At 38.7% G+C, this 16,329-nt stretch carries 14 protein-coding genes, 1 pseudogene and 1 riboswitch; of the genes and pseudogenes, 2 read left to right on the forward strand and 13 right to left on the reverse strand.

The window, feature by feature from the left end; all coding sequences use genetic code 11:
- Window positions 1-4: 4 nt before the first annotated feature.
- The 9 genes from P3R27_RS09000 to P3R27_RS09040 all read right to left on the reverse strand — a co-directional run bounded on the left by P3R27_RS09000 (window position 5) and on the right by P3R27_RS09040 (window position 9,887).
- Complete coding sequence (locus tag P3R27_RS09000) at window positions 5-1,264, reverse strand: tetratricopeptide repeat protein (protein WP_301356691.1); 1,260 nt, start codon at window positions 1,262-1,264, stop codon at window positions 5-7.
- Window positions 1,265-2,311 carry a hypothetical protein gene (locus P3R27_RS09005; protein WP_034688010.1) on the reverse strand — a complete coding sequence of 349 codons (1,047 nt, stop codon included), beginning with the start codon at window positions 2,309-2,311 and terminating at the stop codon, window positions 1,265-1,267.
- 241 nt (window positions 2,312-2,552) lie between these two features.
- A complete protein-coding gene (hbs, locus tag P3R27_RS09010; RefSeq protein WP_002290178.1) occupies window positions 2,553-2,828 on the reverse strand; it encodes a non-specific DNA-binding protein Hbs in 276 nt (91 codons plus the stop codon).
- Between the two features lie 245 nt (window positions 2,829-3,073).
- A complete protein-coding gene (gene der / locus P3R27_RS09015) occupies window positions 3,074-4,384 on the reverse strand; it encodes a ribosome biogenesis GTPase Der (RefSeq protein WP_126134024.1) in 1,311 nt (436 codons plus the stop codon).
- Window positions 4,385-4,596: 212 nt separating this feature from the next.
- A complete protein-coding gene (gene rpsA, locus P3R27_RS09020; RefSeq protein WP_034688014.1) occupies window positions 4,597-5,829 on the reverse strand; it encodes a 30S ribosomal protein S1 in 1,233 nt (410 codons plus the stop codon).
- A gap of 133 nt (window positions 5,830-5,962) precedes the next feature.
- On the reverse strand, window positions 5,963-6,643 hold the full coding sequence (gene cmk, locus P3R27_RS09025; RefSeq protein WP_034688016.1) for a (d)CMP kinase: 681 nt from the start codon (window positions 6,641-6,643) through the stop codon (window positions 5,963-5,965).
- 126 nt (window positions 6,644-6,769) lie between these two features.
- Entirely contained in the window at window positions 6,770-7,405 is a 636-nt protein-coding gene (locus tag P3R27_RS09030; RefSeq protein WP_034688017.1) for an SAG1386/EF1546 family surface-associated protein, read from the reverse strand.
- 84 nt (window positions 7,406-7,489) lie between these two features.
- Entirely contained in the window at window positions 7,490-8,881 is a 1,392-nt protein-coding gene (locus P3R27_RS09035; protein ID WP_034688018.1) for a RecQ family ATP-dependent DNA helicase, read from the reverse strand.
- Window positions 8,868-9,887: a helix-turn-helix domain-containing protein gene (locus tag P3R27_RS09040; RefSeq protein WP_034688020.1), complete on the reverse strand. Its 1,020-nt coding sequence runs from the start codon at window positions 9,885-9,887 to the stop codon at window positions 8,868-8,870. Before P3R27_RS09040 ends, P3R27_RS09035 begins: the two co-directional genes overlap by 14 nt.
- 29 nt (window positions 9,888-9,916) lie before the next feature.
- Here P3R27_RS09040 and P3R27_RS09045 point away from each other — a divergent pair, with 29 nt between their 5' ends.
- Complete coding sequence (locus P3R27_RS09045; protein WP_010735774.1) at window positions 9,917-10,138, forward strand: ferredoxin; 222 nt, start codon at window positions 9,917-9,919, stop codon at window positions 10,136-10,138.
- 260 nt (window positions 10,139-10,398) lie between these two features.
- On the opposite strand, the gene P3R27_RS09050 is transcribed toward P3R27_RS09045, so the two are convergent.
- The 3 genes from P3R27_RS09050 to P3R27_RS09060 all read right to left on the reverse strand — a co-directional run bounded on the left by P3R27_RS09050 (window position 10,399) and on the right by P3R27_RS09060 (window position 14,581).
- Window positions 10,399-11,130 (reverse strand): alpha/beta hydrolase, encoded by a 732-nt coding sequence (locus tag P3R27_RS09050; protein ID WP_200868954.1) that lies wholly within the window; start codon window positions 11,128-11,130, stop codon window positions 10,399-10,401.
- Window positions 11,131-11,342: 212 nt separating this feature from the next.
- A complete protein-coding gene (locus tag P3R27_RS09055) occupies window positions 11,343-12,683 on the reverse strand; it encodes a M20 family metallopeptidase (protein WP_034688024.1) in 1,341 nt (446 codons plus the stop codon).
- 374 nt (window positions 12,684-13,057) lie between these two features.
- Entirely contained in the window at window positions 13,058-14,581 is a 1,524-nt protein-coding gene (locus tag P3R27_RS09060; protein WP_034688026.1) for a YfcC family protein, read from the reverse strand.
- 471 nt (window positions 14,582-15,052) lie between these two features.
- Between P3R27_RS09060 and P3R27_RS15430 the strand changes: the two are divergent.
- Window positions 15,053-15,281, forward strand: a pseudogene (locus P3R27_RS15430) (transposase); the annotation flags it as partial.
- A gap of 141 nt (window positions 15,282-15,422) precedes the next feature.
- Here P3R27_RS15430 and P3R27_RS09070 read toward each other — a convergent pair.
- A complete protein-coding gene (locus tag P3R27_RS09070; protein WP_034688030.1) occupies window positions 15,423-16,034 on the reverse strand; it encodes an ECF transporter S component in 612 nt (203 codons plus the stop codon).
- Window positions 16,035-16,161: 127 nt separating this feature from the next.
- Window positions 16,162-16,284, reverse strand: a riboswitch (FMN riboswitch).
- Between the last annotated feature and the right edge of the window lie 45 nt (window positions 16,285-16,329).

Genomic DNA, 16,329 nt, shown 5'->3' on the forward strand with positions numbered 1-16,329 from the left:
TTCATCACCTCTCTGTTAAATCATCTAATAGCGACAATACCTCCATATCTCCTGGTTCATAAGTTAAATATTGTTCCAATAATTCTCGTGTTTTTGCTAATTGACCCTCTTCACGTAAGAATAAAGCATATTCTTTCAAGAAATCCGGCTCATGATCTAATTCATGGGCTGCTTGTTCATAATGGACTGCTGCTACCGCAAAATCTTCTAATTGATTATAGGCATGAGCGAGGTTCCATTCTGCATATGGATTAGCAACTTCTTCCATTTGGTTGACTGTTTGAACAACGTCTTCATAACGTTCTTGATCCAAGTAAAGATTACTCAACGTCAACAACGTTTCATCTTGCTTGTCACCGACGTTCAATGCATCAAGTAGTAACTTCTCTGCTTTTTCTTTCTCATGTAGACGAAAAGCATTTTCCGAAGCTAGGTGATAAAGTTCTACTTGGAATGGATTCTCTTTGATACCATCTTCTAAGACTTGTTGTGCTTCTTCGATCATCTCTTCTTCTTGAAGGGCCTGACCTAGATAGAGGTATAAGGATTGATACTGTGGATTCAATTCCCGTAATTCTTGCAAATAATTGATAGCTTTTTCATTCTCATGTAATTGTAGATTCGTGAACGCTAATTGGAACAAACGATCATCTGTCCGCTCTTCGGCTAAAGCTGCTTCCAGTGGTGGGATTGCTGCTTCAAAATCCCCTTGCATACTCAACGATTGTCCTAAGCGTTCTTGCATGGAAATACTAGAAATTTCTTCTATACCGTTCGCTAACAACATTTCATAAAGTGCGGAAGCTTCATTGAAACGGTCAACTGAAAAATACAATTCAGCCAATGCAAATCGAATCAATGGTTCTTCTGGTAATAGCTTCGCTGCTTCTTTCAATTTTGCTTCACTTACTTCAGGAATACCGATTACTTGGTACAAGTCAGCGATTGCTAATAGTGCTTGTGGATAGTACTCACTATCTTGCTGGATTTTTTCTAAATAGTCAAATGCCTGATCGATCTCATTGTCTTCGATAGCGATCTCTGCCAAAGGAATATTCCATTCATCATTTTCAGGCGATACAGTTAGCAGATGCTCAAAAATTGCTTTTGCTTCTTCTAAAAAACCAATGGCTAATAATTCTTCTCCTAACTCATGTAACACATCAGCCGGATCTTCTTGGAGCACCTTTGCCAAATATTCATTTGCTTCTGTCAAATTTTCGTCTGCTAATGCTTGTAGCATTTTTTCACTATTTGTCATCATCTAAATCCCTCTAATCTCTTGAACGATCCTTTCATAGGACGCCATTGTTTTCAATAGTTCTTGCTCGTTTGGCAATTGATATCCATCTATTATACCAATTTTTTCCAAAACGAGAATTTTTTTGCTCTTTTCCGCTAAAACCAGCACATTTTCTAGATAATCCATTTTTGATATCTCTTCAGGCCAAATAATTGGATAACCTAGATGCTGCAGCCAGATAAAAAAATTCTTCAATTGAAATGAAAGCGACTTGATTTCTGAATTCCATATGAGTTGTATTAAGATACCTAAAAATTTTTTCATACTGGCGGAAAGCAAATGACTATTTTCAGTCAGATAAAAAGCTTGCTCAAATAGTTTACCATAATTTGTCACTTGTTCAGCGTCTTCTTGATAAAAATAAATGATTTCTTCTAGCATACCAGCAAAAGGACGATTGAATAATTTTTCGCGATTCGGATAATTTTTGTAAAGATTTTGAAGAAACGGATGATCACAGACTAACCCACAACAGATAAAAATCAAAAAATCGATTTGTTTCCCTTCGATTTGTTTTTCACTGATCGTCCGATCATAAATGATTCGTTCTGGAAGGTTCGTCGTTTGAAGAGCCGATTCGTTAGACCCATGTAATATCTCGCATTGAGGATTAAGTGCCCGTGCCATGGAGCGGATCGAGACGGGGATCAACCAAAGTGTAGTCTGAAGATACGTATGTTTTTGAAAGAAGCCCGCCAACTCCATAATTCCCTCATTGCCAAAACCTATTACTAAAAGCGGTCGATTTTCGGGATAGCGTCTCGCATAAGACAAGAGGCTATGCAATTCAGACAATTGATTACACTGCGTATTGCCACAAATATACCAATCAATCGCTAACTTGTTCGTGAATGACTGTGTCATTTTCTCAGCGTATAGATCATAATAACGTTGGTTCGTCAAAAAAAGAATCGCTTGATCAATCGATTCATTTTTCAACTGACTGACAAATGTTTCCCCATAAAAGATTGTTGTTTCTTCTTGTTGGTAGCGATAGGATAACTCCATGTTGCCCTCCCCTTTTCTTTTATTTTACCATTAGTAAGTAAAATAAAAAAAGAATAAGAAAACTAGTTAATGAACCCATGCCTTTTTGATCAACTCTATTCTTTTATTTGATATGTAAAGAGTTCCATTCAGTTGCTGAACTATTTGGTTGTTGCCTTTCTACTGCTTTCCGCCTCTTTTATCCATCTATATAAAAAATAAAGCGCCTGTAGCCGTAGCCACAAGCGCTTTTTCAACTGTCTTATTTAACAGCGTCTTTCAATGCTTTACCTGGTTTGAATGCAGGTACTTTGCTAGCTGGGATTTCGATTTCTTCACCAGTTTGTGGGTTACGTCCTTTACGAGCCGCGCGTTCGCGTACTTCAAAGTTACCAAAACCAATTAATTGAACTTTTTCGCCGTTAGCTAAAGCATCTTGGATAGTTGAAAATACAGCGTCAACTGCTGCAGTTGCGTCTTTTTTAGTTAAATCTGTAGCTGAAGCAACTTTTTCGATTAATTCTGCTTTATTTGCCATGGATAGATTCACCTCCTCCAACAAGAGATATGATAGGAACATCATTTAGTTTAAAAACTTTCTGAGTGGTCCAGAAGTTTATAAGAAATATTGATTAAGTTTCAATATTCTGTTATCACGATATCATATGAATCGCTTAATAGCAAGGTTTTTGGCATTATTTAACCGCTTTTTTTAGTCATAAAAACGTAATACAAAAATATGCTTATTTTTTTTGAAAAAAACGGACTACTATGGTAAAATGCCTATTTTCTTCGACGTGGAATAATTCGGATCGAAGTTCCTTCAAACGTAAATGCTTTTCTGATTTGATTTTCCAAAAAGCGTTCATAAGAGAAATGCATCAATTCTTCTTCATTAACAAAAACAACAAAGGTTGGCGGTTTGACTGCGACCTGTGTTGCATAGAAAATCTTTAATCGTTTACCTTTATCTGTCGGTGTCGGGTTGATCGCTACGGCATCCATGATCACATCATTCAAGACTGACGAAGAAACACGTAAGTTTTGGTTCATACTCACTTCTTCGATCATTTCAGGCAAACGTTCTAATCGTTGTTTAGTCACAGCTGAAACAAACAGAATAGGCGCATAATCTAAGTAACGGAATTCTTCACGGATCTCTTGTTCGAAGTCACGCATCGTATTCGTTTCTTTTTTGACTAGATCCCATTTATTGACAACGATGATCACACCACGTCCAGCTTCATGCGCATAGCCAGCTACTCGTTTATCTTGTTCACGAATGCCTTCTTCTGCGTTCAAGACCATTAACACAATGTCTGAACGGTCAATCGCACGCATTGCACGCATCACGCTGTATTTTTCTGTGGTTTCATAAACTTTACCACGTTTTCTCATACCAGCTGTATCGATCATCATGAATTTTTGACCGTCTTCTGAGACGAAGTGCGTATCGATAGCATCACGCGTCGTTCCTTCAATGTCCGAAACAATCACTCGGTCTTCACCTAGGATCGCATTGATCAAGGAAGATTTACCTACATTCGGGCGACCGATCAAACTGAATTTGATGGTATCATCCTCTTCTTCTTCTGCTTCTTCATCAAAGAATTTCACTGCCTCATCTAATATGTCGCCGATTCCTAATCCATGACTTCCAGATACAGGGTAAGGATCACCTAGACCTAATGCATAAAATTCATAAATATCATTTCTCATTTCAGGATTGTCGACTTTATTAACGGCTAAAATCACCGGTTTATTGCTGCGATATAAAATTTTTGCTACGACTTCATCTGCATCAGTGATGCCTTCACGGCCACTGACGACACAGACGATTACATCTGCTTCATCGATTGCGATTTCTGCTTGGTGCTTGATTTGATCCATAAATGGTTCATCGCCTAAGTCGATCCCACCAGTATCAATAATACTGAAATCACGACCTAACCATTCCCCTTTAGCATAAATACGATCACGAGTAACTCCTGGAGTATCTTCGACAATCGAAATACGCTCACCGGCGATACGGTTAAAAATCGTCGACTTACCGACGTTTGGGCGACCAACGATTGCAATTGTTGGATTTGCCATATTTTTTCCTCCTCACATGTTTCCAATCTCACTTAGTGTACCGAATACTTCGCGAACTTTCAAGCTTAGATCGGTGAACATTCAAGTATTTTTCTGGATCACTGCCTATTACAAAAGAAAATGGTCTGGGACGTAATCCCCAGACCACTTGTTTTACACATGTACAACTTCCCTTGATGCTGTAAATTCGCGCTTCGGGAACGATCATTCATTTATTTTTCAGCATCATCTGTTGCTGTTTCTTCTACTTCCCCTTTTAAGGCTTCGCCTAAGATGTCACCCATTGTAAATCCTGTGTTTTCTTCAGGTAACTCATAAGACTCAACTTCTTTTGGTTCTTTATCAGAAGCAGGTTTTTCTTCTAATGCTTTGATACTTAATGCAATCCGGTGCTCTTCTGGATTGACTTCCAAAACTTTCACTTGGACATCATCGCCCTCATGCAACACTTCATGTGGTGTCGCGATGTGTTTATGTGAGATTTGTGAGATGTGGACAAGCCCTTCTACTGTTGGGAATACTTCAACAAAGGCACCAAAGCTAGTTAATCGTTTCACTTTACCTTCAAGTACAGCGCCTACTGGAGCTTTTGTTTCGATATCTGTCCAAGGTCCAGGCAATGTGTCTTTGATCGATAATGAGATACGTCCTTGTTCTGGATTGATTGAAAGAACTTTGACTTTCACTTCATCGCCAACAGCTAAAACATCACCGGGTTTAGCAACATGTCCGTGAGAAATCTCAGAAACATGTACTAATCCATCGATGCCGCCTAAATCAACAAACGCACCAAAATCTGTGATACGAGCAACACGTCCCTCGATCACGTCATTTTCTTGGATAGTTGATAATAATTCTTTTTTCTGTGCTTCTTTTTTTGTTTCAACGACTGCTTTGTGTGAAAGGATCAAGCGATTTTCTGATGGTTCGATTTCAACGATTTTGAATGTCATCGTTTTTCCTTTGTACTCAGAAAAATCAGCGACAAAATGATCTTCTACCATTGATGCCGGAACAAATCCACGAACACCGACATCGACAACTAAACCACCTTTAACTACATTTGTCACTGGTGCTTCGATGATGTTTCCAGCTTGGAAATCTTTTTCGATATCCTCCCAAACTTTTTTCGCATCTAAGCGCCGTTTTGATAAAAGGTAACTGCCGTTTTCTTTGTCTTTACCAATCGTGCTGATCACGACTAGATCTAACGTATCGCCAACCTTTACCACTTCGTTGATATCTTCAACCGGTAAAGTAGATAATTCTTTTGCAGGAACTACGCCTTCAACACCCGTTCCTTCGATTCCAACGATGGCTTGTTTGTCTTCAATGACTAAAACTTCTCCTTTGACGACATCGCCAACGCTCACTTCTTGAACGCTATTCATTGCATCTTCCATAGATTGGTTGTTATCTGTCTGATTTTGTTCAAATTCTGTCATAACACTTGTCCTCCTAACCAACATTCTGCCGTTAACTACGGTACTGCCTATAGTTTAATTGATTATTTAAAAAAAATAAAGCGATTTCGTTTGTTTTCCATTAAAATGGTCGGATTCTTCGCTTTTTTTCTATTTAGTCAAGAAAATATCCTTTTTGTTGAACCACATCTTTGATCGCTTGGACAACTTCTTGAATCGTTTTACCAGTTGTATCGATTCGTATCGCATCTTCTGCTTGCTTCAGGGGTGAAACTTTTCTAGTAGAGTCATATTCATCACGTGCTTGTATTTCTTTTGTCAATTCTTCTAAATCTGTCGGAATATTTTTCTCAAGGTTTTCTTTGTGTCGTCTTTGTGCCCGTTCAGACACGCTGGCTACCAAGAAAATCTTCACTTCGGCTTTTGGTAAAACAGCGGTACCGATATCTCGACCATCCATGACGACACCACCATCTTCACCGATTTTTTTCTGGATCGCAACAAGAGCTTCGCGTACTTTTGAATGCGCAGCTACTTCAGAAACCGCTCGTGTAACGTCTGGTTGTCGAATATCTGAAGTAACGTCTTGCCCAGCTACAAAGACATGTTGTCCATCCGCCATTTGCTCAAACGAAATAGGGTTTTTGTTGATCAAATTGACTAATTCTGTTTCATCTGAAAAAGCAATGTGATGTTTGATTGCTAAGTAAGTGACTGCACGATACATCGCGCCCGTATCTGTATAAATATAGTTCAATTCATTTGCGATGATTTTAGCTACCGTACTTTTGCCTGAAGAGGCAGGACCGTCAATTGCGATACTAATTCGTGTCATTTTTCATAAACTCCCTTTTCTCAAAAAAAAGGGGCTGTGGCTCAAGCCACTGCTCCTTATTTAATTACATTTTATGAAGATACTCTGAGGAAAAACAACTCTTCAGTATTATCTTTTTAACTCCATTTATTGGACTCTAAGTTCTTGTCCTGGATATAACATGTAGTTGTTTGGATCGATTCCGTTCAATTGGAACAATTGGTCGACTGTAATGCCTGCGCGTTCTGCTACTTGTCTAGGACCTTCACCCGCTTGAACGACTGTGGTTGAGCCTGAAACACCTGCGCCTGCCTCTGGTGTTGAAGTAGGTGTTGTTTCTTGTGGAGCCACACTACTTGGTGTTGTTTGTTCTGGCTCTGTTACTGTTGAAGATGGTGTTGTTTCTGGTGTCACAGCACTTGTGGGTGTTGTTTCTCCAGCAACTGATTGTGTATCAGAAGTTGGTTCACTAGAAACTGTCGTCGATTCTACAGTTGATTCTACAGTCGAACTTTCTACGATCGATGAAGTCGTAGAGGAAGAAGATGCAGCGGTAGCACTATTACTTGACCCGTTTCTGATCCAGAAGTAAGCTCCTGCCGGGATGGCAATACATAAAACTAATAAAATCAAAAATAGCGATAAGAACAGGGTGTTCCCTTTCTTTTGCTGTCTTTGCGTACTTCTTGAAGATGCTTCATCCTCTGTATCGTAAATCGGTTGTTCCCATGGTTCTTGTGTTTCGTTATTTTCTGATGATTGATGTCTATCTTTTCTACTCACCTTATTGACCTCCTAAATTCTTTCCTAATTATTATACCATAGGATAATCTTGATTGTACGAAAAAAATACCTCGCACCATTTTTTTAAAATAAATTTAGTAAAATGGTTTGCCAGTCTGTTGCTTCTACGGTTGGACTAGTATGCCCTGTTTCAGAAAGAAATAAAGACGCACCATCTCGATCACAACATTTTTTGGGTTTTTCTTTGAGGGTTTCACCGAAATAATCCATCAGACGTTCTCGTCTACATGATGTTATATGAATATAAGCAAGCATCTGCTGTAGTTGCTTGATTTTCACATGTTCTTGTTTTTTTAATTGCAGAAGCCATGTATCAGGACTTTGCATTTCATTTACCAGCATCAGCCATTTTTGCTGGATCTCATCAAACTGGGACGCTTCTGTTTGCCCATCTAGCAGATGTTCTTCGAAAATATGGCGTTGTTCTTTAGATAATTGTTGGAAAAAGTAATGGATACCTTCATCTCCTGGCCGGTAAAGTAATACAGCGCTACTAGGTCGCTGATCTCGGCCTGCTCGACCAATTTCTTGCATATAATTTTCCAGGCTATCTGGTAGATCATAATGGATGACATACCGAATGTCTGCTTTGTCGATCCCCATACCAAACGCATTCGTCGCAATCAAAAATTGCAGTTGATTTTTACTGAATTGTTGTTGAAGTTGGCGTCGTTGTGAGGCATCTAGCCCCCCATGATAATACCCCACAGCATAGTCTTTGTGAAGCAGTTGATAAAGACGTTCGACTTCTTTTTTAGTCGCACAATAAATGATCATTGCTCCGTCTGCTCGTGCCATCAACTGACGTAATTGCTGGTCTTTTTCATCTGTATGAAAGACAAATAATGAGATGTTTTCTCGATTAACTGAATGTTTGACGAGGGCAGGTTTTGCGCGAAAGAGAATGTGTTCGATCTCTTCTTGTACCGGTCGCGTGGCTGTTGCCGTCAAAGCTAAGGTAGTTGGTGATCCTAATTCTTTTGCGACTCTTCCGAGAGATTGATACTCAGGTCGAAAATCAATGCCCCACTGTGACACGCAATGAGCTTCATCGACTACGTACAACGAAATTTTTTGTTGTTTCAGCGCATGAAGTACTTCCGGTTGCTGCAACATCTCGGGACTGACAAAGACAAATTTATATTCGGATAAATGAGCTAACACATACTGTTTCTCACTTCTAGTGAGTAAGCTATTATAGGCTACTACCCTTTTCTCTCCTCGTTTTTGCAATTGTCCTACTTGATCTTCCATCAAAGAGAGTAAAGGAGAAACAATCAATACCATCCCCTCTTGCAAATAGCCAGTCAACTGATAACATAAACTTTTACCATTACCAGTTGGCAGGATCGCTAAAACATCTTTCTGATTCAATAAGGTGGAAATAATCTCTTCCTGTCCTTGGCGAAAAGAGGAAAAACCAAAGTACTGTTTCAATGGATCAAGCAAATCCATTTTTATCCCCTCCTTTAAATGCCTCGATTTGTGCCAAGCGAAATTCTCCGTAATCGATCGTTTGTCCTTCAAGGTCTTTATATCTTAGCGTAAGAAGCGGTCGCTCCAACGAAGCTAAAGATCTTCTTGTCTCGGAGTGGATCAGTCGTTCAAAAGGAAAATCATCAAAAAAGATGGCCCACTCAATCAAATGGTCATTGATCGTACCTTTCTTCAATCCTCGTTTCACCATCACTTGCTCCACCGAATCACCAGATAAAATCAATGCTCTCGTCGTCAACATGCTTTGATTATAATTTTGTCTAAGCAATGGTGCAAGCAAATCGTATAATAAGAAATCTGAATGCTGTTCGATAATCGCTAATAAACGATGGATACACTGATCTTGGAATAACTGCTGAGCTGTGCCATCTTTCAGGGTAGTCAGTTGGTACGCGAGTAAGCCTATTTGCTTTTTACCAGAAAATTGGTTCGCTAAGAAGTTCGCTTGTTCGTCTGGCATCAGAGTAAAAATAGTAGAAAGTTCCTTTGATACTTGAGCAACTAGCTCCGTTTTGGTACACGTTGTTTCTTTCAACCATCTTTTAACTTGGTACCCATAAAAAGGACCCGTCTCTACTGGTAAATAAGCTGTTTCATTGGCGGATAAGTGAGAGACAACTTGTACAGAGAATTTCAGTAAACGCCAACTAGTAGTAGCTGTACGTCCATACTTATCATAGTGTAGTCCGATGAAGGATTCTTTTTTCCTTCGCATTCCCCCTTTTTTCGTCAGTTGCAACTCTCGGTCTTCCCACTTTAATAATCCCTCATCTATCATCTGTTGAATTTGCGTATCAAACGTTGCTTGTTCAAGTGAAGGAAAACAACCATGAACCACTAATAATCCCTGAAAAAAGCCAAAAAGTAGTACCGAGGATGTACGCTTGCCACTTAATAATTGATAGAGTGAGCTTGCTCGTAACTTGTCACTTGAAGAAAATAAAGATAAAATAAACTCAGTCATAGTAATCCCCTTACGTTAGGATGGTGAATATGTCATTATTATGTAAATTAGTTCCTGAACGCTGTATCGCATGTGGTCTATGTCAAATCGAGGCGCCTGATATCTTTGATTATGATGAAGAAGGAATCGTCTTATTTGCACAAGAACCAGAAGCACATCAACAATTCGTTCAGCCTTTAGAAGAAGCCAACGTAACCAAAGCTTATCAAAAATGTCCGGTTCGAGCAATCTTATTGGAAAAAGAAAATTGACCGCTCTCTTACAACTAACTTTTAGCAGCGCTGTCAGATGATCTACTTGTTTTTTTCTATCTCACAAAAAATAGATGAGGTAATCGTATTCCCCTCAAGTGATAAGGTGTCATCCACGAAAATGCTGCTTAAAAATTTTTGTGGATGACGCCTTATTTTTCTATGAGTTTCCTTTGAGACGTCTGTATCCGCCGATCAGCTTGTGAAATTTTCAATTATATACGGATCATTCCTTTTCGATGGTCCGAAAAGTGACGCTCTTACTTGATTTGATTCAGCCAATTCATCATGGTCGTGACGATTGCTGTTTGTTGGTCTTCATTACTGATCTTTGCTTCACCATCACCTTTTTGATGACCATAACTACCAAATCCGCCATGGTTCCCTCCAGAGATGGAAACAAATTCTGTTTGTTCTGGTAAATAAGCTTTTGCTTCATTAGCTGCTTCTTGATTCATGACTTTATCTTCACTTCCGGTGATACTGATGACCGGTAAATCAGTTTTTGCCAATGTCCCCTTTTCATCCGGATAACTTGCCATGAAATAAATACCTTTTAATCGTTCATCATCCAGATTTGCATTAGCATAACGACTTGCCATCACCCCACCTAAAGAATGTCCTCCAATCACAAAATCTTGATCTTTGAAATCCTCTCTGATTTTGTCTGCTTTGTTGCCACTCAGGATCGCCAGTTCAAAAGGCATTTTAGCAATGGCTACCGTATAGCCATTTGCTGCTAGTTGCTCCGCCCATATACTATAACTTTCTGGTTCGACGAGCGCACCAGGATAAAAAATCACCATTGGATGTTCCGCCGATTTTTCCGATTCGAATAATAAATAATCCTCTTTATCGATTCCTTGCTTAAATGATTGCTCTGCTTGAGTCGATGGTTCATACACACTTTGTTGCCAATAAAAATAACCCCCAATAGCTCCTAAGCCCAGTACGATCACTAATCCTATCAGGACTCTTTTGAATATTTTCAAAAACATCACCTTCCGTCTTTTTTCATTTGATACTCTTATACACTAAATAAAATACGGTAAAATTGCAAATGATTTTATGTAAGATGTTATTGTTGGATATCTTTGTAATGAGGAACAAGTGACAATAAAAATCCACCCCTATTTGACAAAGTTCCTCAAAATAGGGGTGGTTACTTTTATGACTCTTATTCGTTTCTTAACTAACTATTGGTTTACTTCCCACACAAGCGATAAACCGCTTCTGCGTAGATTTGCATCGCTTTGTACATGCTGCTTAATTCCCATCGTTCATTGGCTTGGTGCATGAAGTCTGGTGTATCAGGGAACATTGCACCGAAAGCGACACATTGGTTCATCGTACGGGCAAAGGTTGCTCCCCCAGAAACAAATGGCTCAGTCATATCCCCTGTGATATCACGGTACGTTCCTAATAAGTTTTGGATCAATTCGCTCTCCAAAGGAACGTATAATGAATCCAAGAAATCAAATTCTTCATATGATAAATCGTATGCTTTGATTTTTTCTGTCATTTTTTTGACAAGTTCATCTTTTTTGAAGGTGACAGGGATACGCATGTCCACCCCGATTTTTGTTTGCTCAGGTGTGATTTCTAGACTAGCGAAGTTCATCGTCAACTCCCCAGATTGTTCGTCAACAGTCTTTCCGACTACTTTTTCACCAGTCGCGTTTTCTTGGACTAATTCTCCTAAAAACTTGATTGGCGCAAAATCAAAAACTTCAGATAAAGCGATCGCTAAACGAGAAATCGCATTGACACCTTCTGCGGCATCCTTTGCGTGGATACTTTTTCCTAGCACTGTGATCGAGTCACCTTGATCGTTAAAATCGAAGTTGTGTTTCGTTAACGCTGTTTTTACTTCTGCCAATTTTTCGCCTGAATATGGTGCAGAATCCGGCACTACGTTTAGTGCCCCACCAGCATTTACAGAGAATTCATTTGTGCCAGGACCTGTCAAGTAAGCTTGTAACAAACCTTTTTCTGCATAGATCAAAGGAAATTCTGCATCTGGCGCAAAGCCTTGTGTGATTCCTTCTTCTTTTTCATTGTATTTATCTAAACAACGCCAAAGGTTTTCTTCGTCCGTTCCGAAGATGAAACGAATGCGAGTATTAAATTCTACCCCTGCATCCATCAATGCTTTCACTGCATACATCGCAGCAATCGAAGGTCCTTTATCGTCTTGAGAGCCACGGCCAACTAACCAGCCATCTTTGATTGTTGGCTCAAAAGGTTTAGATTCCCAGTTTTTTTCATCGCCTCCAGGGACAACGTCCATATGGCATAAGATACCAAATAACTCATCTCCTGAGCCTACTTCTGCATAACCATAGTAGCCTTCGGGATCTTTAAATGTTTTAAAACCTAATCCTTCACTAATTTCTAACACTTTATCTAAAGCTTCTACAACTTTTTTCCCAAAAGGATGTCCCTCTCCAGAATCAGATTCATCCAATACAGAAGGAATTCGGATCAACTCACTTAATGATTCTAATGCTTGTTCATGATGTTGTTCTGTTACAAATTGTTTCATCAACTTTGCCTCCTCATTATTTTAAAAAAAGATGGCGGCAGAAAATACTACTTTGATCCACATGTACATCTGCTCGAGTTAAATAGGCCACTCTTTACGAAATTTTCTGTGAAAAAGCCGACGCCTTTGGAAATAAGCGACAAAACCCAAAATCCAAGTTTCGGGTTTTGTCGCTTATTTCTTGGAGCTGGATTTTTCAGTCACCATTCCATCAACAGAGTAACTTGTTTTTCAAAGGTCTTGTTTCTACCGACGATCTCTTACATACAAGCGATACATCGTACATGGTGAATAAAGGATTCATGTCTCTTTATTCAGTCAATAGATATTGTTTCTTCATTTATCATAGAACTTTGGCTGTCATTTGTCTAGAATTAGAACATTGCTGCTACACCTAAGATCACACAGATAGCAACAAATAAGATGGCAATCAACTTCCCAATGAATTTCCACCAAACGGAAATATCAAAGCGAGCAATGGCGATTGCACCCATCACGATAGCAGAAGTTGGTGTGATCAAGTTCACTAATCCAGATGCTGATTGGTAAGCAGTGATTACTAGATCTTTACCGACACCAGCAAATTCTCCCATTGGTCCCATGATGCCCATTGTAGCAGCTGCTAAGCCAGAAGTTGATGGAATCAAGAATGACATAGGGATATAGAAGATAAATGTAAGGATCAAGAAGACACTTGATGATAATGAGCTTAATCCTTGTTCTCCCCAATGTAAGATCGTATCTGTGATCAAACCGTTGTTCATCACTACCTGGATCCCACGAGCAACAGCAACAACGATTGCTACACCAATCAAGTCTGAAGCACCTGCTAAGAATTCTTTGACAAAATCAGATTCTTTCATACCAAAAGTGATTGCCACAACGATTGACATAACTAAGAATAACATTGTGATTTCAGGGAAATACCAATCACCTAGAGGCAACATGTTTTTACCTAAAACAGTTCCAATTACTGGTAGGCCAGTTAACCAATTTGTCAATGACTCAAAAATAGTGAAGTTTTCATTTAATGTTGTCCATGGAATCAAGCTAATGATCATGATACCAAAAGTAAGGAAGAACAATACATTAACATGTTTTTGTTTTTTCGTGATCATTTCTTGACGATTGATTGCTTCGATATCAAAGTGTTTCATGTCTTCTTCGCGCTGATTATATACTAAAGATTTGGTTGGATCTTTTTCGATCTTCGACGCATAACGATACACATAAATAATAGAGATTGCTAGTAAGACAACGAACATAAAGAAACGTAACCCAATTCCTTCGCCCATTGAAATACCAACAGCTTGTGATGCAACTCCTGTCGCAAATGGGTTAACTGTTGATGCCAAACAACCCACTTGAGATCCGACCAACACGATGGCTACTGCTGTGACAGTATCAAAACCGACGGCCATCATGACAGGAATCAATAATGCGTAAAATGGAATCGTTTCTTCCGCCATTCCATAAGTTGAACCACCTAAAGCGAATAAAAGCATCAATACAGGGATCAACATTTTTTCTTTCCCTTTAAAGCGTTTCACAACAGTTGCGATTCCAGCATCTAATGCGCCAGTTTTATTGATGATTCCTAAGAAACCACCAACAATTAAGATAAAGAAGGAAATTGGAATTGCCGCAGGTGTTTCTTTCGTTAACTCACCCGCTGGTACACCCAACATCCCGTTGACTGGAGCCATAAAGATATCCCAAAGTCCTTGTGGATTTTGTTGGACTCTTTCGTAAGACCCTGCAATGATATTACCGGCTTCATCCACACTGTAGTGTCCTGCTGGGATGAACCATGTAAGTACAGCGATAATGGCAATAATAATGAATAAGACCGAGTACGCTGAAGGCATTTGAAATTTCTTCTTCGTTGTTTGTTCCATTTTCTTCTTCCTTTCTTGTTTCAAAAATCTTTGACACATCGGTATTTTATCAAAAAGATGATAAGAACAAAAATAATAACTAGTAAATTCGATAAATTTTATTCAAAACCCTCGTTTATTGCCCCTCCTTTGATTATTTAATTGAAATACTTTATTCATAATAATTGTAGCGTTTCCGTCGTCTATCATATCAGGTCCATCTAACAAACAAAAGGAGAAGAATTTCACATCAAAACGTATAAAATACATTTTTATACAAAAAGGCAAAAAATACTCAGACACAATTTATAAAACGCTTACACAGTGTTGGTTATTGAATTTTTTTTCATGACAAAATATTAAGTAAAACTTAAAAAAATAAACGTTAGCTATGTGAATCCCTATGATTGGTCATTTGTTATCCTCCTGAAAAACCTATCTAGGCTCTCTATTAATAACTGAAAATGCCCTTTTTAATTAAAAAAATACCAACGCCATACGGCGTTGAATAGAGAAATTTATACAAAGAGCAAACAAACCATTGAACGAATATTTGCAGATGCAAAAGAAAAGCATGGTAGGCGTTGGACAAAATATCGAGGTCTTTAAAAAAGTCGCCACGCACACGATGCTTATGTTTGCTGCCATGAATTTAAAAAAACTAGCCACATGGCTATGTAAAGCAAAAAAGCCTATGGCTTTTTATTTCAAATTTCTATAAAAAATAACAAAAAGGAGTTGCAATTAAGCCACTCCTTTTTGTCTACAGTCTGACTTGAAAGTAGAAACTACTACTTTCAAGTTTACTTGTATTTTTTGTATTATATGATATCGTTATCTTTTTTAACAGAATCGTTTACTTTTATTTTACAACGCTATGCCGTTTTTCTAACTGGTGTTGTTTTCTGCTCAACCAAGGTAGTAGTTTGGCGTGTAAGACAAGGAATGCCACACTAACGATAAATCCTTTGATCAAGTTAAAAGGTACAATACCAATCAGAATGTAATTTGCCAGTGGCATACCTAACATTTGGGTTGCGTTTAGGCCTAAAAATGTTAAATAAAGAGGTGTGACCACAAAATAGTTCGCAATGCTCATGAAAATGGTTAGTGCAAGTGTTCCACTAATCACGCCTAAAATTTGATTTTTTCCTTTTTGGTATTTGTTTCTTTTGAAGATGTAGAAAATCGGTAAAGTAAAGACCGCTGTTGAAAAGAAACTAGCGACGTCGCCAACTAGATTCTCTGGACTAAAACCGGTCATAATCAAATGTAAGATTGAACGTAAAAACGCGGTAACGATCCCCGCTAACGGGCCAAATAAAAACATGCTGATCAAAACTGGGATATCACTAAAATCGATTCTCAAAAAGCTAAATGTTGGCATGATTGGAAATGAGAAAAATTGCAAAACCAATCCGATTGCAGCAAATAATGCGACCGCAACCATTTTTTGTACTCGGGTGTTCTTCATGTTGAAATCCTCCTGTTGGGATTCCTCTTCAGCGAACTATTCAACCACGTAAACACAAACAAAAAAACTCTATTTTCGCAGGGGAAAATAGAGTTAGAGTCATTTGTACATACGTATGCCAAATAAGCTCTATCTTCTTTATCCAGACTTTACTGTCGGTATCGGAATTTCACCGATTCAGCTACTCGCAAAAGTAGGTCGTGGACTATAACCACCGGTCGGGAATTTCACCCTGCCCCTGAAGACGAACCATATCTAATTTTTGTTTACCATTTTATTATACTTATTTCATAAC

Origin of the sequence: Enterococcus spodopteracolus, assembly GCF_030441955.1 — a bacterium.
Taxonomy (GTDB): domain Bacteria; phylum Bacillota; class Bacilli; order Lactobacillales; family Enterococcaceae; genus Enterococcus_B; species Enterococcus_B spodopteracolus.